The following is a 20,746-nucleotide window of genomic DNA, read 5'->3' on the forward strand; positions in this document are numbered from 1 at the left end:
TGAGTTGTTAATAAAATTACACTCACGGCTCTTATTAAATTAAAAACAATATTATGGAGGGTTTCGAATATGAGTGAGCAAACAACTCAAAATCGATGGATTGTTGTTATCGGAGCACTTATTGTTCAGGTAAGTTTGGGCGCTGTTTATATATGGAGTGTATTTCAAACTCCTCTGAAAGCGGCTTTCCCCACCTGGACGGAAACACAAGTAACTTATCCATCACAAATTGTGCTTGCGGCATTTGCTCTTGCAGTTATTATTGGTGGAAGAATTCAAGACAAGTTAGGTCCTCGAATTGTTGGAATTTCAGGCGGAATTATTTTAGGTATTGGGCTTATTCTTGCAAAGTTTACGCAAAACTTTGCAGACTCGCCCGAAATGGCTTTGTACTGGCTTATCTTCTCGTTTTCTATCTTAGGCGGATTAGGAATTGGTTTTGCGTATGTTTGTCCTATTGCTACCTGTGTAAAATGGTTCCCGGATAAAAGAGGTTTAATTACCGGTTTAGCCGTTGCTGGCTTCGGTGCAGGTGCCTTTTTCTTCGCTCCATTAGCCAAAGCATTAATATCAGGTGGTGCCTATGAAATTATGAGTGTAAAACTTTTTACATTACCACAAGTCGGTGTTTTCAATACCTTTCTTACGCTGGGTGTTATTTTCCTTGTTGCGGTTGTATTTGGCTCTTATCTGTTAAAAAATCCGCCTGCCGGATTTAAACCCGCAGGCTGGAATCCACCACAACCTGCAGGTGGAGCTGCAACTCGTGTTGATTATAGTCCTACGGAAATGTTAGCCACTCCTGCCTTCTGGTTACTCTGGATTACCTACTTTGCGGGTTGCACAGCAGGTTTACAGGTAATCATGAAAGCGTCCCCTATCTGGCAATCTTTCAGTATCTCCGCAGTTTCTACAAGACCTGTTCCTGAAGATATATTTAGCGGTATCGTTTCTAAAGGAGCGATGGCTGTTTCTCTTATCGCCATATTCAATGCCGTAGGACGAATCTTCTGGGGTAAAGTATCTGATAACATCGGAAGAAAAGCAACCTTAATTCTTATGTTTATACTATGCGGTGCTGCTATGTTAGTGTTAAACTATTTGCGGACCTATCCTTTATATATTTTAGGAATTGGTGTTGTAGGTTTATGCTTCGGCGGTTATCTGGCGTTGTATCCTGCGGTCGTCACCGATTATTATGGAACAAAGAATGTAGGTATTAACTACGGTCTGATGTTTACCGCATACGGTGCCGGCGGATTGGCAGGTCCTTATCTTGCTGCTAAATTAATGGCTGTGGCAGAAAAAGTCCCTTATTTAGTTACTGAAAAAGGAGCACAAATAACAAAAGAATTTGCTTTAGGAAGTTATAGCACAGCGTTTATTGTTAGCGGTATTGCCTGTCTGGTTGCTGGGGCTATCATACTTATCATTCAGCCACCTAAAGCCGCTAAGAGTTAAAATCCCATTAAAATTTACAAAATAATGGCAGAGAAATAATATTCTCTGCCATATTTTTTTGATAAGCAAAAAAGACCCTCAGGATAATTTTACTTTTTTATCAGAGGAAAAAATTTCATCTTCTAAAATTATAAATATCGCTACAGAAAAGGCAAGATATACCTGACCGATAGGATAGGAAAGACGAGGGAAAGCAAGAGACATAACGACTACCTGTGCAACCAAAGCACACCAGTAACCGACCCAAAAACCTTTGTCGTTCCCTTGATACCGAATATTCACAAGGTAACCACTCAAAAATATAATACCCGCTAAAGCAAAAACTATGATACAGAAGCCGATAATCCCACCCTTAAACAGCCAGTATACCCAAAGATTATGTAAAGTCTGAATGGTTGAAAGAGCATATAAATCCTGCCAGAAATTGGAGGCTAATCCTATACCCTCAAACTGACTGCCCATACCCGTACCCAATAAGGGCGATTCTTTTAAGTTCTCCAAAGCCCCCGTAATTTCTACTAACCGTGATTGAATGGAAATTCCTAACTCTGAATTTGTCCAGGATAATATGTCCAGATGGAAAAGAAGAACAAGAGTAAAAAAGACTATGGCTAAACACAATGTAAACATAACGAACATTAAAGGTCTTAACCGCGAGGGTAGATAGAGAATTACTACAAGAACACTACCAAAAAAGACGGTTACTAATGCGGTATTCATCATTAAAATAAAAAGTGGAGGAATAAAAAACAATATAAAAATAAGTGCCTTTAGTTTTTCTTTATATTCTTTATAGTAGAAAAACTGGCTTAAAAAAATAATAAAAAAGATTTCAAAAAACATGTGTCCATTTAAACGAACTTCTTGCAATCGGAAAGGTCCTATTTTCGCAGGAACAAATTCTCCTAAATAATTTTGGAAACGGAGTATCTTCCCCGTTAAAAGCACATAAATAAATAGGGCATAGGTGGCAATTCCTAATAACACCGTTAGAATAAATATGATATTGATTGTCTTTTTCAAAGAGGCAAGGGATTTCCATGCGTGTGGAAATATTAGTGCCGAGAGGAAAAAGAAGGGGAAGCGTGTTTCTGCGATGACGCGTTGCCAATGGTGACCGGATAAAAATCCGATGGTAGCGATATAAGCAAAAAACAACAGATAAAGAAGAACAAAATACAGGAAAACGCTCCACCGCCAATATATCCTTTCTAAAACAAGGTTAACAAAAAAATTTCCTAAAAACATAAACATCATAATTTCACGAGGGTGTATCTCCATCCAGGCAACAGGAAAAATTGTTATAGAAATGTAATAATGATTGAGTATCATAAAGACAAGGAAGATGGTGGCAGAATAATTTAAGGGGAGTAATAGATATAGAATGGCAAAAGGAATGGCTAAACCCAAAAAGAAAACTTGTAAGAAAGGATAGTTTAAAATGAAAAGTAGAAAAATAAGACCCAAACCGTAAAGAACGGTGCATAGAAAAGCAACAATCGGGAGAGACGATTTTGTTAAAAATAGATTTCTTTCTTGAGATAACACTTTCTGCACGGCTATTTCCGTTTTTATATTACCTTACAATAAATAAGAATGGGATTTCTAATTAAAGACTAACTTGCCAGACCTTTTTCGTGTTCTTCGGCCAATTGCTCAATAAATTCCGGTTCCAATTTGGGGAATAAAACTTTTGGCGGATTGAGAGAAAAACCCGCAGGTAAAGGTTTTGTAATTTCTGCCCAGATATCGTCTCCCCCTTCGGGACCTTGTTGCTTTATTTCATAATTTATAATAGAACACAATTCTGAACTACCCTCAGGTATGAACGGGTTCATCAGAATAGATAATGCTTTAACAACCTGGGCACATACATAAAGAGTTGTTCCCGTTCTTTCCATATCTGTTTTTCGGGTTGCCCAGGGTTGTTTGGAGTCAAAATAGACATTGGCTTTACGGGCAAGGTCTACCCATCGTTCCAACGCTAAACGGAAACGAAATGTTTCAATACTTTCTGCAACTCCTTCTTTTGCCGTAGAAATAGCAGAAAGCATGGCATTATCTGCTTCATCCATTATTCCAGGGGAAGGAACTTTGCCCTCAAAGTTTTTCATAATCATTGTCAGGGTTCGATGAATAAAATTCCCCACAATATCACAAAGTTCACCATTATAATGGTTACGAAATTCATTCCAATCAAAATCGGAATCTTTATTCTCGGGCATGATGGAACATATATAGTAGCGAATTGAATTCGTGCCTAATTTATCAATAGCCCAGTTTACGCGAATCATGTTGCCTTTGGACTTGGAGCCCTTCTCCGATTTACCTGTTCTGCGATTGAAAATATTCAGATACTCATTTCCAACGACATTGTCCGCCATAATGAAATTGTCCTGTCCCATTAACATCGCAGGGAAAATAACGGCATGGAACGGAACATTGTCTTTCCCAATAAAATGGATTAACCTTGTATCCGGATTTTTCCACCAATCTTCCCATGCGTGGGGGTCTTGATATTTATCTATACCCCACTGCCTTGTATTGGTTACATATCCAATAGGGGCATCAAACCACACATAGATACGCTTGTTCATAGCATCGGGATGGTCTAACGGTATAGGAACCCCCCAATCAGTATCTCGGGTAATACAACGGGGACGCAAATCTTCTATCCAGCTCAATGCTATTCCACGGACATTGCTTCGCCATTCCGGATGCGACTCTAACCATTGGATAAGTTTTTCTTGAAACTTGGGCAAATTAAGAAACCAATGTAGAGATGTTTTTAATATAGGAGTGGAATTATCACCGGGAATATTGGCACGGGGATTGATTAATTCCTTCGCTGTATATTGAGCACCACACTTCTCACATTCATCACCGTTGGCATCTTCATAACCACAGCGTGGACATTGCCCCTTTACATAACGGTCAGGTAGAAATCGGTTTGTCTTTGTGGAATACCACAATTCCATTTCGCGGGGAAAGATATACTGTTTATTATAAAGGTTGGTAAAGAATGACTGCGTGGTATCAATATGCAAATCCCATGAAGTTCTTCCATAAATATCGTATGAAATACCTAATCTCCGAAAGGCTTCTGCATTAGCATTATGATAGCGGTCTATGACATCTTTGGGGGTTGTTCCTTCTTTCAATGCTGTTAAAGTAATCGGCACACCATACTCATCCGAACCACCAATATATAGGACTTTTTGCCCCCGAAGTCGCTGATAGCGAACATAAATATCTGCTGGTAAATACGCACCGGCGATATGTCCTAAATGGATATGTCCATTCGCATACGGTAAAGCACTTGTAACTAAAATTTTTTTATAACCCATGTGTTATTTATTCCTCAAAATATCTTATAGTTCTTGAACTTTTCGGGTGTTGATGTATAAAAAATTAACAGAAAAAATTGCACACCCAAAAGTCTATCTCTAAAACAATGAAATCAAATACTGATAACTCTTCTTAGCACTATCCAGGGAATTCTTCTCAAAATCCGTATCCTGCTCTATAATCCATTCGCTTGAGTTCCTTGCCTTTATTTCTGCTAATACCTCCCGCCAATTAATTTTCCCTTCATTTCCTAATTCTGTAAATTTTAAGGGTTCTATTGCCCGAACATCTTTTAAGTGGAATAAAGAAATTCTTTTATTGTATCGTTGAGCAGTTAGCAAGGGGTTTTTCTGTGTAGCAACATAAGCCCACCCAAGGTCTAATTCGATATTAACATTTTGGGTTTGTGTAATAAGTTTATCGAGAAGATACCCTTGTTTTGTAGCAATAAGTTCATGGGCATGATTATGGTAAGAAATAGAAAGACCCTGTTGCTGTGCCTGACTACCTATTTGTTCCAATTCGTTGAGGACGGAGGAAAGAAGGGTTTCGTCCTGCCATATTTGAGGGTCAATCCATGGGACAACAACTTTGTCAATACCTGCCTCTTTTACTTCGTTGAAAAAACTTTGCGGGTCCTGACGCAACATCAGAAAGTCCACATGGGTGCTTATCGGTTTTAGATTATATTGTTGTAATTTTTTTCCAAACTCGGGGATGGTCATCGTCCCTGTGTCTGCGATTTCTACATAACGGAACCCTATTTCAGAAACTTGTTGAAGGGCGTTATCACAATCTCTTGCTAACTCATCACGAATGGTATAGAGTTGAAGGGCTATTTTAGGAAATTGAGAATTGGGGTGCGTCATAATTTTTTTCATGTAGAAATGTATTTTTTAAGGAACATATAACTTTCAGAAATTTCTTCCAATATATCTCCCTGAAAGGAGTCCTGTTCATACATATACCATTCCACCTGTGCTGTTTTTGCCGCTGGGAGGATTTCTTCCCAATTAAGGTCGCCTTCTCCTAAGGGAACAAAGGTATGCTTTTTACCGACAAGTTTCTTTTCTATTTTGGCATCTTTAATATGGACAACGGGACATCGTTTCGGATATTTTTTCAACCAATCCGCAGGATTGGAACCTCCAATGTATAACCATGCTAAATCAAATTCTGCATATAAATTGTCGGGACAGGTAGACTGTAAGAGGACATCCAATCTGGAGGAGGATTGATTGGGAAAAGATTGAAGTTCCCAATCGTGATTATGATAGGAGAGGCGTATATTTTTTAAACGAAGCCGTGCACCCAGAGCATCCAGTCTGGCACAGCCTTTTAACCAGGCTTCCGAATCGGCACGACAATCCGACATCATTCCACCCGGGGCAATATCCGTCACACCTACTGTTTTCCAGAATTCCACCTGTTCATCAAAATTCTTCTCAAAATCTTCAACATTTATATGTGCTGCAACGGCTTTTAATCCTGCCGTATCCAATGCGGAACGGATTTCTTTTGCAGACAAATCGGGCATACCACTCCATTGGACATATTCATATCCAATCTCACGAACTTTTTTTAATGTGGATTGCAAATCTTTTTTTGCCAGTTCACGGACGCTATATAATTGTAATCCAAAGGGCATGATATTTCCCTTTTTTGTTATTTAGTTTCTTGTTTCTCTTTTTTTTCTTTCTTGGCTTTTTTCGTCTCTTTCCCTTCTAACATATCTATAATTTCGATACGAGCCAAGGGGGAACCGTCTCCTAATCTATGGTCAAGTCGGAGGATACGGGTATATCCACCTGCACGATTGGCACATGCAGGAGCAATCTCTTTAAACAATCGGGTTACCACATCATTATCCCGAAGACGAGCAAATGCCAATCTTCTATGATGTACAGAATCTACTTTGGCAAGGGTGATTAAAGGCTCTGCAAACATACGCAGTTCTTTTGCCTTCATTAAACCGGTTTCAATGGCATCATGGCGGAACAAGGCACACATTAAACTCCGCATCAATGCCTCTCTATGGGAAGTATTTCTACCTAATCTTCTTCCTGCTTTACGATGTCGCATGATTCTAACTCCTCACAAATTGTTTATTCATCTTCTTGTTCATCTTCTAACATTTTTTCTGCTAACAAATCTTCGGCTTCGCTGACCTGTCCTTGAACGCCAGGTTCATGAAATTCTACAGGAAATTGCTTTGCGCGAGAGGCGGAAGTCTGTCCTTTTTTCATTCCTAAGTTGAGACCTAATTTCTGAAGAGTCTCTTTAATTTTCTCAATAGTTGTGGCACCTAAATTGGGAAGTTTGGAAAGGGATTCTTCGGTATATACTACAAGGTCGCCAAGGGTATGTATATTTGCCTTTTTGAAGCAATTTAAAGCTCTTTGAGGGAACTCCACCTGTTCGATGGGTTTAAGAAGAAGGGCATTCATTTTTATTTCATTTATATCTTCTTCACTTTCTTCTTCCTCTTCCGATTTGACCGATACTTTTTCCTGCTTTACAAAAATACGCAAATGGTCAATTAATAAAGCAGAGGATTGTTCTAATGCCAATTCCGGGGTAATGGAACCATTCGTCCAGATTTCAAGAATAAGTCGGTCGTAGTCGGTTTTTTGACCGACACGAGCATCTTCTACCTGGAAATTTACTTTGGTCACCGGAGAGAAACTGGCATCAAGATAAATCGTTCCGCGTTCGGCATGTCCTAATTCCAATTCTTCCGCCGGGACATATCCTCTACCTCGGGAAACTTTTATTTCCATTTTCAATTTAGCATCACTACGAACAGGAACAGCAATGACATGGTCCGGGTTATAAACATCTATGGGTTGACCCTGAAACAGGTCTTTGGCATAAATAATATTTTCTCCTTCATGTTCGAAAGAGAAAATGAGCGATTCACCCTGATTCAGGGATATTTGACAGCGTTTCAAATTGAGAACGAGGTCTGTAACATCTTCCTGAAAACCCGGAATTGCTGAAAATTCATGATATATTCCATCTATTTTTATTGCGGTAATAGCGCTCCCTTCGAGTGAAGCAAGAAGAACCCGCCGTAATGAATTTCCTACGGTTACGCCATATCCCCGCTCAAACGGCTCTACAATAATCCGAGCATAACGGTCATTGGAGGACGGGTCAAATTGAACAACTTCTGGAATGATGAAATCTTTTGCTACCATTTGGTTATACCCTTTGAATTTATGGTTATGCGTGTTGTTTTTTTCTGTATTTTTTATATAAAAACAGAAGTTATACCCTTCTTCTTTTTCTCGGTCTACAACCGTTATGAGGAATAGGTGTTGTATCTTTTATCATAGTTACATTTAAGCCTGTCGCCTGAATGGCTCGAATGGCTGATTCGCGGCCAGCACCGGGTCCACTAACAAATATGCTGACTTCACGAAGTCCCATTTCCAGAGCTCGTTTGCTGGCTTGTTCTGCGGCTAATTGTGCGGCATAAGCCGTGCTTTTACGAGAACCGCTAAAACCTACCTGACCGGCACTGGACCAGGAAATAACATTTCCTAAATGGTCTGTTATGGATACAATCGTATTGTTAAATGTTGCCTGAATATAGGCGTTTCCGGAAGTTATCCCTAATATAACTTTTTTCTTTTTTGCTTTTGATTTACCTTTGTCTCTTTGCACGGATGATACTCCTTTTGCAAGTTATTCAATATTGATATTTATAGCAAATTTTTATTTCTTCTTAGATGCAATTCTACGGGGTCCTTTGCGTGTACGGGCATTGGTATGGGTTCGTTGCCCACGGACAGGCAATCCCTTTTTATGCCGTGTCCCACGATAACTCCCAATATCCATTAATCGCTTTATATTCGCAGCGATTTCACGACGAAGGTCTCCTTCAACTTTATAATGATTTTGGATATAGGATGAAATGGTATTTGCTTGTTCATCGGTCAAATCGCGGACACGCGTATCCGGATTAATGTTTGTATTCTTTAAAATTTCGAGTGCACGGGCAGGACCTACTCCGTAGATATATGACAATGCCACAACAACTCTTTTGTCTTTGGGTAAATCTACACCTACAACACGAGCCATTCTTTAACTCTCCTTCTTTATCCCTGTTTTTGTTTATGTTTCGGATTATCACAAATTACACGGACCTGTCCGTGTCTGCGAATAATTTTACATTTTTCACAAATCCTTTTTACTGAACTTCTCACTTTCATAATCGTTCCATTTCCTTCTTAATCGTTAGATGGACCTGATTGTTTAAACCGATATGTAATGCGACCGCGGGTAAGGTCATAAGGGGACATCTCCACCTTTACCTTATCACCGGGCAATATTCGTATAAAGTTCATTCGCATTTTCCCTGAAACATGAGCCAGTATTGTGTGTCCATTCTTCAATTGCACCTTAAACATGCAATTCGGTAAAGGCTCTACAACAACACCGTCAATTTCTATGGGTTTTTCTTTCATACTATTTTTATCTCAAAACCTCTAATTATTGCGTTGTCCCCATATAAGTTTTTCATTATATGAAAGGATTTCTCCTTTATCTGCACGGACAACAATGCTATGTTCGAAATGGGCACTGGGTAAACCATCACGGGTTACCGCTGTCCAGCCATCGTTTAAAATACGAACGGCAGATGTTCCCATATTCACCATCGGTTCTATTGCAAGTATCATGCCTTGTCTAAGTCGCACACCGGGTTTGCCGGTATCGAAGTTCGGAATTTGTAAGGGTTCGTGCATCTCCGTGCCGATACCATGTCCTACAAAATCACGAACTACAGAGAAACCTTCTTTTTTGCATGTATCTTCAATTATTTTTCCAATATCGTTTATTGTATTTCCTTCTTTAGCAACACAAATGGCTCTTGACAAAGCCAAATCTGTGGTCTCAATCAGTTTCTTTCGTTGAGCATCAATATCACCACAAGGCAATGTAACTGCTGCATCGCCATAGTAGCCACAATAACATGTTCCGACATCAATACTCACAATTTCTCCTTCTTTTAATACTCTTTTGCCGGGTATCCCATGGACAACTTCATCTTCGATAGATATACATGTTGCCGCAGGATAGCCTCGATAGCCTTTGAACGATGGGATAGCCCCTCGTTCGCGTATCATTTCTTCGGCAATTTTATCTAAATCTTTTGTTGTTATTCCCGGTCTGATGTGCTCTGCCAAAGTCGCCAAGACTTCAGCAACTATTTGGTTTGCAGTGCGGAGTAATTCTATCTCCCATTCAGAGCGAATTACCACCATACCGCATTTTTTCACCTTTATAGAATTAAGATTATGTATTATAACAACTTACAAAATTAAATTCAACATAAAAAATATTTATTTTTTAATTAAAAACTTCTGCGAGAACGAATTCGTCCTGCTTTTCCACTAAATCCATCGTAATGTCTCATTAACAAATGCTGTTCTATCTGCTTAATTGTATCTAATGCAACACCGACTAAAATCAATAAACTGGTTCCTCCAAAGAATTGGACAACTGTCCAATCGGGAACTTTGATAAAGAAATACACCGCCTCGGGAAGTAACGCAATGATAGCAAGGAATATAGAACCTGCAAGGGTTATGCGTGTCATAATATGGTTTAGGTATTCGGCTGTGGCTTTGCCCGGTCGAACACCGACAATAACACCACCATATTTTTTCATATTGTCTGCAATTTCTACGGGATTAAATGTAATCGCTGTATAGAAAAAGGAAAAGAAAATAATCAGCCCACCATAGCAAATAGCATATCCAATGTTCCCCGGATAAAACAGTTGACGAATAATCTGTTCTATAATAGGAATGCGTATTGTATCACCTAAATACGCAGGAAGAGAAAGTATGGAACTTGCAAAGATAATAGGAATAACACCTGCCTGATTTACCCGTAAAGGTAAATATGTTTTCTGTCCGCCTGAAACCCTTCTTCCTTTTACCTGACGCGGATACTGAACAGGAATTCGGCGTTGACCCGTAGTGATTGCAATGGCTCCCGCAATAACGGCAACCATTAAGAAAACAAGTACCAGCGCCTGAAACATATTCAATTGCTTGGATACAAAAACTAATTGAACAAGATGTCGTAATGCGGCAGGCATGCGCGAAACGATACTTGTAAAGATAATCAATGACATTCCATTGCCGATACCAAATTCACTTATTTGTTCTCCTATCCACATAACAAATGCAGCACCTGTTGTAAATGATAAAACACAGGTGAAAATAAACATAGGTCCAGGATTAGGAACAATTTCTCTTCCTAACCCTTGCAAGAACCATGAAATTCCTATAGACTGAATAATACAAAGAACTATCGTCCCATAACGGGTATAATCATTAATTTTTTGTTGTCCCTGGTGTCCTTCCTTTTGTAATTTCTCCAATGCGGGAATAATGGGAATTAAAAGGGATAAAATAATAGATGCGGTAATGTAGGGCATAATACCCAATGTGAAAACGGTAGCACGGGCAAAGGCCCCTCCACTGAACATATCGTAGAAACCTAATAGCCCTCCCCCCTGACTAATCTTCTGTGCTAATGCAGCACCATCAATGCCAGGAGCCGGAACATGACAGCCGAGCCTGTAAATAGCCAACATAATGAGAGTAAATATAATTCGGCTTTTCAGTTCCGGTATTCTAAATGCATTTTTGAAAGCCTCTAAAGGTTGAGACACCGAACAGCTCCTCTCATACTATTTATGAGTTTTGTGTTTCTTCTGTAGTTTCTTCTTTTATTTTTTGTAATGTAATTGTTCCTCCCGCACTTTCAATTTTCTGTCGTGCAGAGGGAGACACCGACTGAACTATAATATTAAAGGATTTTGTTAATTCACCTTTACCTAAAATCTTAACACCACCCTTTTGTTTCTTGGCTAATCCTTTCTTAATCAAATCTTCCGTTGTAATGGTTGCACCTGCATCAAAGAATTTTTCAAGCATTTCTACATTGACTATGGACACAGGGAACCGTTTTATATGGTGGAAACCGCGTTTGGGTAGACGACGATGTAAAGGCATTTGCCCTCCTTCAAATCCGGGTTTTGTCTTATAACCCGAACGAGATTGAGCCCCTTTATGTCCACGACAGGAAGTTTTTCCATGTCCAGAACTGGGACCTCTTCCAACGCGTTTTCTTCTCTTTTTGGCACCTTCTTTATAAGTTAATGTATGTAGTTCCATCGTCTTTTTCCCTTTTTACCTCTAATTTAATCTTCCTTCGGTTTTGTTTTCTTGGATAAGGTATTCAAACCTCTGATTTGCAACATTTCTTCACGGGTTTTAAGTTGACGAAGCCCGTTCAAGGTTGCCCATATTACATTTACAGAGGTATTAGAACCTAATGATTTCGTTAATACATTGGAGTATCCTGCGGCTTCTAAAACGGCACGCACAGGACCACCTGCAACTATGCCCGTTCCGCGAGAAGCCGGCTTCAAAAGAACGCGAGCCGCATCCGCTCTGCCCAATACTTCATGAGGGATGGTTGTTTCAACAATAGGAACTTTGAACATGTTTTTCTTGGCTTTTTCTGTTGCCTTCCGAATAGCATCAACAGTTTCGCCTGCTTTACCAATCGCAGCACCGATATTCCCTTTGCCATCACCTACAACAACAAGGGCAGAAAAACTAAAACGTTTACCACCTTTTACTACTTTGGCAACACGACTAACACGAATAACCTGTTCGATAAATTCTGTGGGTTGTTGTTCAACTATGACATCGTCTTCTTCGGTTCTTCTTCTTGATTTCTTTTCCATCATAATTTATATTCTCCTTAGAATTTTAATCCAGCTTCTCGTGCGGAGTCTGCCAGAGCTTTTATTCTACCATGATACAAATGCCCTCCACGGTCGAATGCAACTCGAGAGATAGATAGGTTAAGTGCTTTTTTCGCAAGTTCACTTCCTACCTGTTTAGCGGATTCGATATTTCCGCCTTTAATCTTCAGTTGCACAGAGGACGCAGAAACCAGAGTTTTTCCCTGTGTATCATCAATTATCTGGGCATAGATATGATTTAATGTTTTTGTAACACGCAGTCTCGGACAGGACGGCGTCCCAAAAATCTTTTTACGAACTCTTTGTTTTCTCCGTTCCAAACGAACTAATTTTTGATAAATTTTCTTCATAGTATCTCTATCCTATTTGTTATTTTCCACTTGCTTTGGATTCTTTTCTATGAATGCGTTCATAGTCGTAACGGATTCCCTTACCTTTATACGGTTCGGGTTTGCGTAACGCACGAATATTTGCAGAGACCTGTCCCACCAATTCTTTATCAATACCGATAACTTTTATCGTTTGTGGGTTTTCCACAGCGAAAGTAATCCCGGGGGGTGGTTCCATAGTAACGGGATGACTGAAACCTAATGTAAGGTTTAAATTCTTTCCCTGTAAGGAAGCACGATATCCGACACCTTCAATTAATAAGGTCTTCTGGTAGCCCTTTGTTACACCGATTATCATGTTATGGATTAAAACACGGGTTAACCCATGCAGGGCTTTGTGTTCTCTTTTATCACTGGGTCTTTGAACAACGATTTGCTTGCCTTCAATATTTATAATGACCTCTGGATGAAAGGTTCTCTGTAGTGTTCCTTTGGGTCCCGTAACGGTCAGGGTGTTCCCTTGTAATTCGCATTTCACACCATCGGGTACGGGCACCGGTAATTTACCTATCCGTGACACTGTCTATCCCTTTCTTTTATCTCATATTGTTTTGGGTTACCATACTTCACAAATAATCTCGCCACCGAGCTTTTGTTTCTTTGCTTCACGACCTGTCATAATCCCCTTCGGGGTTGACATAATTTGCATTCCAAAACCGCTCCGCACAGGTTTCAGGTCACGATAACCGGAATACCTGCGGATACTGGGTCTACTTACCCTTCGAATTCCTTGAATTACTGAACGACGGTCTTTGGTATAGTTTAATTGAATTTTTAATTGGGGTACTTTGCTATCCTTATCCAGCTGATAATCTGCAATAAATCCCTCTTTTTTAAGGACCTTGCAGATTTCTTCTTTTATTTTAGAAGCAGGAATTTCTACGGTTACATGTCCTGCTTGTGCTGCATTGCGTATCCGCGTTAGCATATCACTGATGGGGTCATTCATTGACATATTTCTTACCCTTTTCCTTATTTACCAACTCGATTTAGTTACACCGGGAATTTTACCTTCCAAAGCCAAAGTGCGAAAGCAAATTCTGCAAATCTGGAAATCACGCATAAAGGCTCGTGGCCTTCCACATCGCTTACAGCGATTGTATTTGCGAACCTTGAACTTGGGAGGTCTGTTTGCTTTTATCATTAAAGATTTCTTAGCCACAATAATTACTCCTATGTTGTAAATGGCATTCCAAACATTCTTAATATTTCACGATTAGCATCTGCAGATGTGGAATTTTTAAATACGAAAGTAATGTTCATTCCACGAACACGCTGGATACTATCAATGTTTATTTCCGGGAAAATCGTTTGTTCTTTTAACCCTAATGTATAGTTACCAAAGGGGTCAAATGATTTCGTAGGCACTCCACGGAAGTCGCGAATACGGGGAATAGCAATATTAAAAAGTCTATCCATAAATTCATACATACGGTCACCACGCAAAGTTACTCGACAACCAATACTGACACCTTTTCTTAACTTAAAGTTAGATACCGACTTTCTTGCTTTACGAATTTGGGGTTTTTGTCCTGTAATAATCCCCAATTCATTAGCGGCATTTTCTAAAAGTCGAGCATCCTGTGTGGCGTCTCCAACACCCATATTCACAACGATTTTTTCCAATCGTGGAACCTGCATAATATTTTTGTATTGGAACTTTTTCATCGCCTCAGGGACGATTTGTTGAAAATATTTCTCTTTTAACCTTGGAGCCACGGTTTCTTTCTCCTTCTTTAATCTAATGCTTCACCGGTTGCTTCCCAAACACGAACACGGCGTCCATCTTCTAATCGTTTCATTTTTATTTTTGACGGTGCGTTAATGGCTTCGCACCAGGGTGCTACATTGGAAATGTGGATAGGGGCTTCTTTCTGGACAATTCCACCTGCCTGATTTCGTGAAGAAGGTTTGGTATGTCTTTTTACAATATTGACCCCTTCCACTAATATTTTTTGTTTCTTAGGGTATACTTCTAAAACTCGGCCTTTTTTCCCTTTGTATTCTCCGCGAATAACTATTACGGTATCTTTCTTACGAATATGCATGAAACTAACCTCCATCCTATAACACTTCCGGGGCTAAGGAAACAATTCGCATGAACCCTTTTTCCCGCAATTCACGGGCAACGGGTCCGAAAATGCGTGTTCCCCGAGGTTCCATTTGATTGTTAAGTATCACTGCTGCATTGGAATCAAAACGGATGGTTGTTCCGTCCGGGCGTTGTGTATCACGACGCATACGAACAACAACCGCTTTCACAACATCCCCTTTCTTTACATTGGAGTTGGGGATGGCTTCTTTTACACTGGCAGTTATAATATCTCCTAAGCCCGCATAACGACGCTTGGAACTACCCATTACCTGGATAACCCGAATAACTCGGGCACCGGAGTTATCGGCCACTTTTAATCTTGAATATATCTGAATCATTGGAATTTTTACTCCTCTGCTGGTTGTTCTGAACTTACAAGTTCGTTAGTTTCATCTATCTGTAAATCTTCATCTATCGCTTTCTTCTTAAGAACATCCGCAGATTGGATTATTTCTATCAATCTCCAGCGTTTGGTTTTACTTAAAGGTCGGCATTCACGAATACGAACAAGGTCTCCTGTTTTGGCTTTGTTTTCTTCGTCATGTGCCTTATATTTCTTGGTTCGTTTGACGCCTTTTTTGTAAAGTGGATGATATTTTAATCTCTCTACACTCACTGTAATCGTCTTATTCATGGCATCACTCGTAACTATCCCAACGAGTTCTTTTTTCAATCCTTTTGTCTTTGTATTTTCTGAACTCATAGTTCGCAATTCCTGATTCTCCATTTAGATTGTTCTACTTTTTCTTTTTACTTTCTTTTCTACCTTGTTCCGATAATTCTCGTTCTCTCAGTATCGTCTTTATCCGTGCAATATCTTTACGGACAAGACGACCCGCCCGAACATTATCAACCACGCCTGTTACTAATTTCAGTCGAAAATTGATTAATTCTTTTTTTCGTTCTTCGAGGAGTGCTATCAATTCCTCGTTAGTTTTATCGCGTAAATCCTTCGCCTGCATTTTCATTCATCCTCTTAATAACGATTAACTTCGTTTTATCAATGTTGTTTTAATGGGCAATTTATGTCCCGCCAAACGAAACGCTTCTTCTGCTAAACTCTGTTCTACACCTTCTACTTCGAAAAGGATGCGGCCTCTTTTTACCACCGCGACCCATTCCTCTGGTGCACCTTTTCCTTTACCCATACGGGTTTCTGCCGGTTTTTTAGAAATGGGTTTATCCGGAAAAACGCGAACGAAGATTTTTCCTCCGCGTTTTAGATGTCGGGTAATCGCAATACGCGCCGCTTCTATTTGTCTCGCTGTAATCCATGCGGTTTCTAAGGCTTTAAGGCCATATTCACCAAAATTAACTTCTGTGGCACCTTTAGAAACACCGCGTCTTCTTCCGCGTTGCTGTTTTCTGTATTTCGTTCTGCGTGGAGATAACATGTTCTATACTCCTCAACCATTCGTTTGTTTATTTTGGGGTGCTTTTCGAGCAGGTCTTCCCGAACGCTCGCCACGGGAAGGGGTCATTCGGACTGTCTCAACACCTGCTACACCCGATACAAATTTTTTATGTTCAATATCCCCTAAATATATCCATACTTTGACGCCAATGGTTCCATAAGTTGTAAAACTGGTTGCAACACCATAATCAACCCATGCCCTTAAAGTATGCAAAGGAACGCTACCTTCGTGGGTTTGCTCAGCACGGGCAATTTCAGACCCGTTTAATCTGCCGGCAACACGAATACGGATACCTTTGGCTCCTGCCCGCAGTGCACTTTCGACGGCTCGTTTCATAGCACGGCGGAAAGAGGCTCGTTTTTCTATTTGAAGGGCGATATTTTCTGCTACTAATTGTGCATTTAGTTCCGGTAATTTTACTTCGATAATCTGCAAATTAACGATTTTCCCGGGACATAGAATTTCTACTTCAGTCTTTATTTTTTCTAATTCGATACCTTTTTGACCAATGACAAGACCCGGTCTTGCGGTATAAACATAAATTTTTATTCTTTTTCCGGCTCGTTCTACATCAATACGGGCTATACCTGCGGCGAACAATCGCTTTTTCAGATATTCACGGATTTTCAGGTCTTCATGAAATAAGGATGTATATTCTTTTTCGTTATACCAGATAGAAGACCATTTTTCAATAACTCCTAAACGGAAGCCAAATGGATGAACTTTCTGTCCCACGCGTATCTCCTTTTATTTTTTCTTTGCGGGTGTTGGTTTTCTTTCTTCGCCTGCGATGACAATATGTATATGTGAATGACGATGACGAATACGGACGGCTCGTCCCCAGGGTGCAGATTGATAAGAACGGACTATTCTTCCGGGGTCTACCCGAATTTCCGTAATCTGCATCTCATCTGTATCTATTCGCACTTTTTTCTGCCTCGCTTTTTCTTCTGCATTGGCAACAACAGATTGCAACAGTTTAAGCAAAGGTTCACCTGACCGTTTTAATGTAAAGGTTAGGATATCCCTCGCTTCGGCAACTTTGCGTCCGCGTATCAAATCAACTACCAATCGCACTTTGCGAGGTGCTATTTGCAAATGTCTTAAATGGGCTTCTGCAAAAATCATAGTTTAACTCCTATTTCTTTTTACTATCCGGATGTCCATGGAAAACTCGGGTTGGAGCAAATTCACCTAACTTATGTCCAACCATATTTTCAGTTACAAACACCGGGATGAAGGATTTGCCGTTATGAACCGCTATGGTCAAGCCTACCATTTCGGGAATAACGGTAGAACGACGCGACCAGGTCTTTATTACCTTTCGGTCTCCGGTACTCTGCTGTTTCAGTATTTTATCCAGCAGTGATTGGTCAATGAAATATCCTTTTTTTAGTGAACGAGGCACTTTTTATCTCCTACTTATTTCTCGTTTCTTCTTCTTAATATATATTGATTTGTCCGATGATTTTTCTTGCGGGTCTTATATCCTTTCGTCGGTTTTCCCCATGGAGTTACGGGATGTCTACCACCGCGAGTCCGTCCACCCAACGGATGGTCTACAGGGTTCATTACTTCTCCGCGGACCTTGGGTCGGCGACTTAACCAGCGGGTACGACCTGCTTTACCCAGACTAATATTAATATGTTCTTCGTTCCCGACCACTCCGATAGTTGCCCGACAATTACTTAAAACTTTCCTCATCTCGCCGGAGGGCATACGCAACACAACAAACCTTCCCTCTTTTGCGAGTATCTGGCAACTGTTTCCTGCGGAGCGGGCTAATTGTCCGCCTTTGCCCGGAGTAAGTTCCACATTGTGGACCATAGTTCCTAACGGGATTTTTATGAGAGGAAGGCAATTCCCTACTTCAAAATCAACATTCTCGCCACTCATTATCGTCTGTCCAACACTCAAACCTTGAGGAGCCAGAATATATCTCTTTTCCCCATCTACATAAGTAATAAGAGCGATGTTTGCAGAACGCATGGGATCATATTCAATCGCAGTTACTTTACCAGGAATACCATCTTTATCACGACGGAAATCAATAACTCTGTAAAGCCGTTTATGTCCACCTCCGCGCCTGCGGACTGTGATACGCCCTAAATTATTTCGTCCAGCTTTCTGTTTGAACGAAATGACCAAACTCTTTTCCGGCTCTTTTTTCGTCAGAGTTGAAAAATCTGCCACCGTCATGTGTCTACGAGACGGTGTATAAGGTTTAAATCTCTTTACCGGCATTGTTTATAACTCCTAAACGAGTTCAATTTTTTCGCCCGCCCGAAGGGTCACGATGGCTTTTTTCCAATCGGCTTTTTTCCCTAACTGACGGGTTCTAAAATTTCTTCGTGTTTTACCTTTATAGTTCATGGTGTTCACACTAACTACATGGACACCTGGAAACATGGCTTCCACTGCTTTTTTAATCTGAATTTTGTTGGCATTCGACGCAACCTGAAAAGTATATTGGTTGGCTTTTGCTGTCTGTATTTGTGATTCTTCAGTTATAATCGGTTTTTTAATGATATGATATACTTCGTAACTCATGATAATCTTTCCTCCAAAGAAGGAATAGCTTCTTCCTGTATAAATATTTTATGTGCCCATAACACATCATAGGCATTAACATCTCCTGCAGTTCTCACTTCTACATTGGGTATGTTGCGAGCAGAAAGCAGAAGGTTATCATCTATAGATTGCGTTATAATAAGCGTTTTCTTCCCTTCGGGATGTATTTTGGCTAAAATGTCTGCAACGACTTTTGTTTTAACCTGTTCTATTTTTAATCCCGCAAGTCCGAAAAGCCTTTGATTTCTCAGGCGGTCGCTTAATGTGCTGGACAATGCTAATCGTTTCATCTTAACGGGGACATCAATACGATAATCGCGGGGACGAGGTCCAAAGATAATACCCCCACCACGCATTTGTGGTTCACGGGTACTTCCGTGACGGGCATTTCCCGTTCCTTTCTGGCGATAAGGTTTTTTACCGCCTCCGCTCACTTCTCCACGATTTTTCGTCTTATGCTGTCCTGTATGAAGGGAACTGCGTAATGCCCGTATTACTTCATGAACTAAGGTCTCACGAATCGGGGCATCAAATACTTCTGACTTTACTTCCCGTTCACACTGTAATTTTCCTTGTGTATCAATGACCGGTATTACAGCCATGGTTTATGCATTCCTTTTTATTTTTACTGTGTGCTTTATTTCAACCAAACCCCCATTGGCACCGGGGATAGAACCACGAATAACTAATAAATTCTTTTCAGGGACAACATCTACGACTTCCAGATTCTGAACGGTCACACGGACATTCCCCATGTGTCCCGGAAGTCCTTTCCCTTTATATACTTCCGCCGGATAGGCACTTTGTCCTATGGAACCCGGCCGACGGTGGAAATTGGAACCATGAGTTCCCGGACCACCGCTGTATCCGTACCGTTTCACGACGCCGGCAAAACCTCTTCCTTTGGACTTTCCAGAAATATCTACCCGATCGCCGATTTTGAAAATATCTAATTTTATTTCGTCACCGGGTTTCAGAGGATTGTCCGTCTCCACACGAAATTCTTTTAAGAAGCGTTTCGGTGGAACACCTGCCTTCTCGAAATGTCCTTTCAAAGGTTTGGTGCATCGTTTCGGTTTTATATCATCAAAACCGACCTGAACGGCTTCATAACCATCTTTTTTTTCTGTTTTTCTTTGAATGACCACACAGGGACCTGCTTGGACAAGGGTTACATCTATCCATTGTCCGTCCTGCGTAAATATTCGTGTCATTCCTAATTTTTTACCCAGAATTCCCGTTGCCATTCTTGGGATATCCTTACTATTAATCGTTAATTAGTTTTCATTTACTGTTTAACTTCCACATCTACACCGGGCGGTAAAGCCAGTTTAGTAAGTTCTTCTACTGTGGCTTGTCCCGGATTAATTATGTCTATAAGTCTTTTGTGAACACGCATTTCAAACTGTTCTCTTGACTTTTTATCCACATGCGGACTGCGATTTACCGTGTATTTATGCATTTCCATCGGTAAAGGCACAGGACCACGAACAGCGGCGCCTGTCTTCTTCGCAACAATCACAATCGCCTTTGCAGACTGGTCTAACAGTCTGTGGTCGTATGCCTTTAACTTAATTCTTAACCGAATGCTCACTTTATCTCTCCTTTAACAGCGTAATTACTCTATAATTTTACTGACGACGCCAGCACCTACGGTCCGTCCACCTTCGCG

At 40.4% G+C, this 20,746-nt stretch carries 33 protein-coding genes; 1 reads left to right on the forward strand and 32 read right to left on the reverse strand.

The features are described 5' to 3' along the window. Nucleotides 1-69: 69 nt before the first annotated feature. The gene (locus PLA12_07320; GenBank protein HOQ32305.1) at nt 70-1,461 is read left to right on the forward strand and encodes an OFA family MFS transporter; all 1,392 of its coding nucleotides are present in this window, start codon (nt 70-72) and stop codon (nt 1,459-1,461) included. A gap of 78 nt (nt 1,462-1,539) precedes the next feature. Here PLA12_07320 and PLA12_07325 read toward each other — a convergent pair whose 3' ends face one another. From PLA12_07325 to rpsJ, 32 genes are all read right to left on the reverse strand, one after another. Next, nucleotides 1,540-3,018: an O-antigen ligase family protein gene (locus PLA12_07325; protein ID HOQ32306.1), complete on the reverse strand. Its 1,479-nt coding sequence runs from the start codon at nt 3,016-3,018 to the stop codon at nt 1,540-1,542. Nucleotides 3,019-3,077: 59 nt separating this feature from the next. After that, nucleotides 3,078-4,808, reverse strand: a complete 1,731-nt coding sequence (gene metG / locus PLA12_07330) for a methionine--tRNA ligase (protein HOQ32307.1) — start codon at nt 4,806-4,808, stop codon at nt 3,078-3,080. A 99-nt stretch (nt 4,809-4,907) separates the two neighbouring features. Beyond that, nucleotides 4,908-5,678, reverse strand: coding sequence for a sugar phosphate isomerase/epimerase (locus PLA12_07335; GenBank protein HOQ32308.1), 771 nt, complete (start codon nt 5,676-5,678; stop codon nt 4,908-4,910). A gap of 8 nt (nt 5,679-5,686) precedes the next feature. Next, nucleotides 5,687-6,457, reverse strand: coding sequence for a sugar phosphate isomerase/epimerase (locus PLA12_07340; protein ID HOQ32309.1), 771 nt, complete (start codon nt 6,455-6,457; stop codon nt 5,687-5,689). Nucleotides 6,458-6,474: 17 nt separating this feature from the next. Further along, nucleotides 6,475-6,891, reverse strand: a complete 417-nt coding sequence (gene rplQ / locus PLA12_07345; protein ID HOQ32310.1) for a 50S ribosomal protein L17 — start codon at nt 6,889-6,891, stop codon at nt 6,475-6,477. Between the two features lie 23 nt (nt 6,892-6,914). Beyond that, entirely contained in the window at nt 6,915-8,009 is a 1,095-nt protein-coding gene (locus PLA12_07350; GenBank protein ID HOQ32311.1) for a DNA-directed RNA polymerase subunit alpha, read from the reverse strand. Between the two features lie 70 nt (nt 8,010-8,079). Continuing rightward, nucleotides 8,080-8,478 (reverse strand): 30S ribosomal protein S11, encoded by a 399-nt coding sequence (gene rpsK, locus PLA12_07355; protein ID HOQ32312.1) that lies wholly within the window; start codon nt 8,476-8,478, stop codon nt 8,080-8,082. 51 nt (nt 8,479-8,529) lie between these two features. Continuing rightward, a complete protein-coding gene (gene rpsM / locus PLA12_07360) occupies nt 8,530-8,895 on the reverse strand; it encodes a 30S ribosomal protein S13 (protein ID HOQ32313.1) in 366 nt (121 codons plus the stop codon). Between the two features lie 17 nt (nt 8,896-8,912). Next, entirely contained in the window at nt 8,913-9,026 is a 114-nt protein-coding gene (rpmJ, locus tag PLA12_07365; protein ID HOQ32314.1) for a 50S ribosomal protein L36, read from the reverse strand. Between the two features lie 18 nt (nt 9,027-9,044). Beyond that, nucleotides 9,045-9,281 (reverse strand): translation initiation factor IF-1, encoded by a 237-nt coding sequence (gene infA, locus PLA12_07370; protein ID HOQ32315.1) that lies wholly within the window; start codon nt 9,279-9,281, stop codon nt 9,045-9,047. Nucleotides 9,282-9,302: 21 nt separating this feature from the next. Further along, complete coding sequence (map, locus tag PLA12_07375; GenBank protein ID HOQ32316.1) at nt 9,303-10,079, reverse strand: type I methionyl aminopeptidase; 777 nt, start codon at nt 10,077-10,079, stop codon at nt 9,303-9,305. An 89-nt stretch (nt 10,080-10,168) separates the two neighbouring features. Continuing rightward, nucleotides 10,169-11,500, reverse strand: coding sequence for a preprotein translocase subunit SecY (gene secY, locus PLA12_07380; GenBank protein HOQ32317.1), 1,332 nt, complete (start codon nt 11,498-11,500; stop codon nt 10,169-10,171). A gap of 22 nt (nt 11,501-11,522) precedes the next feature. Then, a complete protein-coding gene (gene rplO / locus PLA12_07385) occupies nt 11,523-12,005 on the reverse strand; it encodes a 50S ribosomal protein L15 (GenBank protein HOQ32318.1) in 483 nt (160 codons plus the stop codon). 26 nt (nt 12,006-12,031) lie between these two features. Continuing rightward, nucleotides 12,032-12,586, reverse strand: coding sequence for a 30S ribosomal protein S5 (gene rpsE, locus PLA12_07390; protein ID HOQ32319.1), 555 nt, complete (start codon nt 12,584-12,586; stop codon nt 12,032-12,034). A 14-nt stretch (nt 12,587-12,600) separates the two neighbouring features. Continuing rightward, entirely contained in the window at nt 12,601-12,954 is a 354-nt protein-coding gene (rplR, locus tag PLA12_07395; protein HOQ32320.1) for a 50S ribosomal protein L18, read from the reverse strand. A 19-nt stretch (nt 12,955-12,973) separates the two neighbouring features. After that, a complete protein-coding gene (rplF, locus tag PLA12_07400; protein ID HOQ32321.1) occupies nt 12,974-13,513 on the reverse strand; it encodes a 50S ribosomal protein L6 in 540 nt (179 codons plus the stop codon). Nucleotides 13,514-13,549: 36 nt separating this feature from the next. Beyond that, nucleotides 13,550-13,948: a 30S ribosomal protein S8 gene (gene rpsH / locus PLA12_07405; protein HOQ32322.1), complete on the reverse strand. Its 399-nt coding sequence runs from the start codon at nt 13,946-13,948 to the stop codon at nt 13,550-13,552. A 21-nt stretch (nt 13,949-13,969) separates the two neighbouring features. Further along, entirely contained in the window at nt 13,970-14,155 is a 186-nt protein-coding gene (locus PLA12_07410) for a type Z 30S ribosomal protein S14 (protein HOQ32323.1), read from the reverse strand. Between the two features lie 11 nt (nt 14,156-14,166). Then, entirely contained in the window at nt 14,167-14,712 is a 546-nt protein-coding gene (gene rplE, locus PLA12_07415) for a 50S ribosomal protein L5 (GenBank protein ID HOQ32324.1), read from the reverse strand. A 17-nt stretch (nt 14,713-14,729) separates the two neighbouring features. Next, on the reverse strand, nt 14,730-15,041 hold the full coding sequence (gene rplX, locus PLA12_07420) for a 50S ribosomal protein L24 (protein ID HOQ32325.1): 312 nt from the start codon (nt 15,039-15,041) through the stop codon (nt 14,730-14,732). A gap of 16 nt (nt 15,042-15,057) precedes the next feature. Then, nucleotides 15,058-15,426, reverse strand: coding sequence for a 50S ribosomal protein L14 (gene rplN / locus PLA12_07425; GenBank protein HOQ32326.1), 369 nt, complete (start codon nt 15,424-15,426; stop codon nt 15,058-15,060). An 8-nt stretch (nt 15,427-15,434) separates the two neighbouring features. Beyond that, the gene (rpsQ, locus tag PLA12_07430; protein HOQ32327.1) at nt 15,435-15,791 is read right to left on the reverse strand and encodes a 30S ribosomal protein S17; all 357 of its coding nucleotides are present in this window, start codon (nt 15,789-15,791) and stop codon (nt 15,435-15,437) included. A gap of 34 nt (nt 15,792-15,825) precedes the next feature. Beyond that, nucleotides 15,826-16,050 carry a 50S ribosomal protein L29 gene (gene rpmC, locus PLA12_07435; protein HOQ32328.1) on the reverse strand — a complete coding sequence of 75 codons (225 nt, stop codon included), beginning with the start codon at nt 16,048-16,050 and terminating at the stop codon, nt 15,826-15,828. Nucleotides 16,051-16,074: 24 nt separating this feature from the next. Next, a complete protein-coding gene (gene rplP, locus PLA12_07440; GenBank protein ID HOQ32329.1) occupies nt 16,075-16,482 on the reverse strand; it encodes a 50S ribosomal protein L16 in 408 nt (135 codons plus the stop codon). 12 nt (nt 16,483-16,494) lie between these two features. Continuing rightward, entirely contained in the window at nt 16,495-17,238 is a 744-nt protein-coding gene (gene rpsC / locus PLA12_07445; GenBank protein ID HOQ32330.1) for a 30S ribosomal protein S3, read from the reverse strand. Nucleotides 17,239-17,250: 12 nt separating this feature from the next. After that, nucleotides 17,251-17,631 carry a 50S ribosomal protein L22 gene (rplV, locus tag PLA12_07450; protein HOQ32331.1) on the reverse strand — a complete coding sequence of 127 codons (381 nt, stop codon included), beginning with the start codon at nt 17,629-17,631 and terminating at the stop codon, nt 17,251-17,253. A 10-nt stretch (nt 17,632-17,641) separates the two neighbouring features. Next, the gene (gene rpsS, locus PLA12_07455) at nt 17,642-17,911 is read right to left on the reverse strand and encodes a 30S ribosomal protein S19 (protein ID HOQ32332.1); all 270 of its coding nucleotides are present in this window, start codon (nt 17,909-17,911) and stop codon (nt 17,642-17,644) included. 14 nt (nt 17,912-17,925) lie between these two features. Further along, a complete protein-coding gene (gene rplB, locus PLA12_07460) occupies nt 17,926-18,747 on the reverse strand; it encodes a 50S ribosomal protein L2 (protein HOQ32333.1) in 822 nt (273 codons plus the stop codon). Between the two features lie 12 nt (nt 18,748-18,759). Continuing rightward, nucleotides 18,760-19,053: a 50S ribosomal protein L23 gene (gene rplW, locus PLA12_07465; protein HOQ32334.1), complete on the reverse strand. Its 294-nt coding sequence runs from the start codon at nt 19,051-19,053 to the stop codon at nt 18,760-18,762. Continuing rightward, complete coding sequence (rplD, locus tag PLA12_07470) at nt 19,050-19,676, reverse strand: 50S ribosomal protein L4 (protein HOQ32335.1); 627 nt, start codon at nt 19,674-19,676, stop codon at nt 19,050-19,052. The genes rplW and rplD overlap by 4 nt, the downstream gene beginning before the upstream one ends. 3 nt (nt 19,677-19,679) lie before the next feature. Beyond that, entirely contained in the window at nt 19,680-20,321 is a 642-nt protein-coding gene (gene rplC / locus PLA12_07475) for a 50S ribosomal protein L3 (protein HOQ32336.1), read from the reverse strand. Between the two features lie 41 nt (nt 20,322-20,362). Continuing rightward, nucleotides 20,363-20,668: a 30S ribosomal protein S10 gene (gene rpsJ, locus PLA12_07480; protein ID HOQ32337.1), complete on the reverse strand. Its 306-nt coding sequence runs from the start codon at nt 20,666-20,668 to the stop codon at nt 20,363-20,365. Between the last annotated feature and the right edge of the window lie 78 nt (nt 20,669-20,746).

The organism is Candidatus Hydrogenedens sp. (genome assembly GCA_035378955.1).
Lineage (GTDB): Bacteria > Hydrogenedentota > Hydrogenedentia > Hydrogenedentales > Hydrogenedentaceae > Hydrogenedens.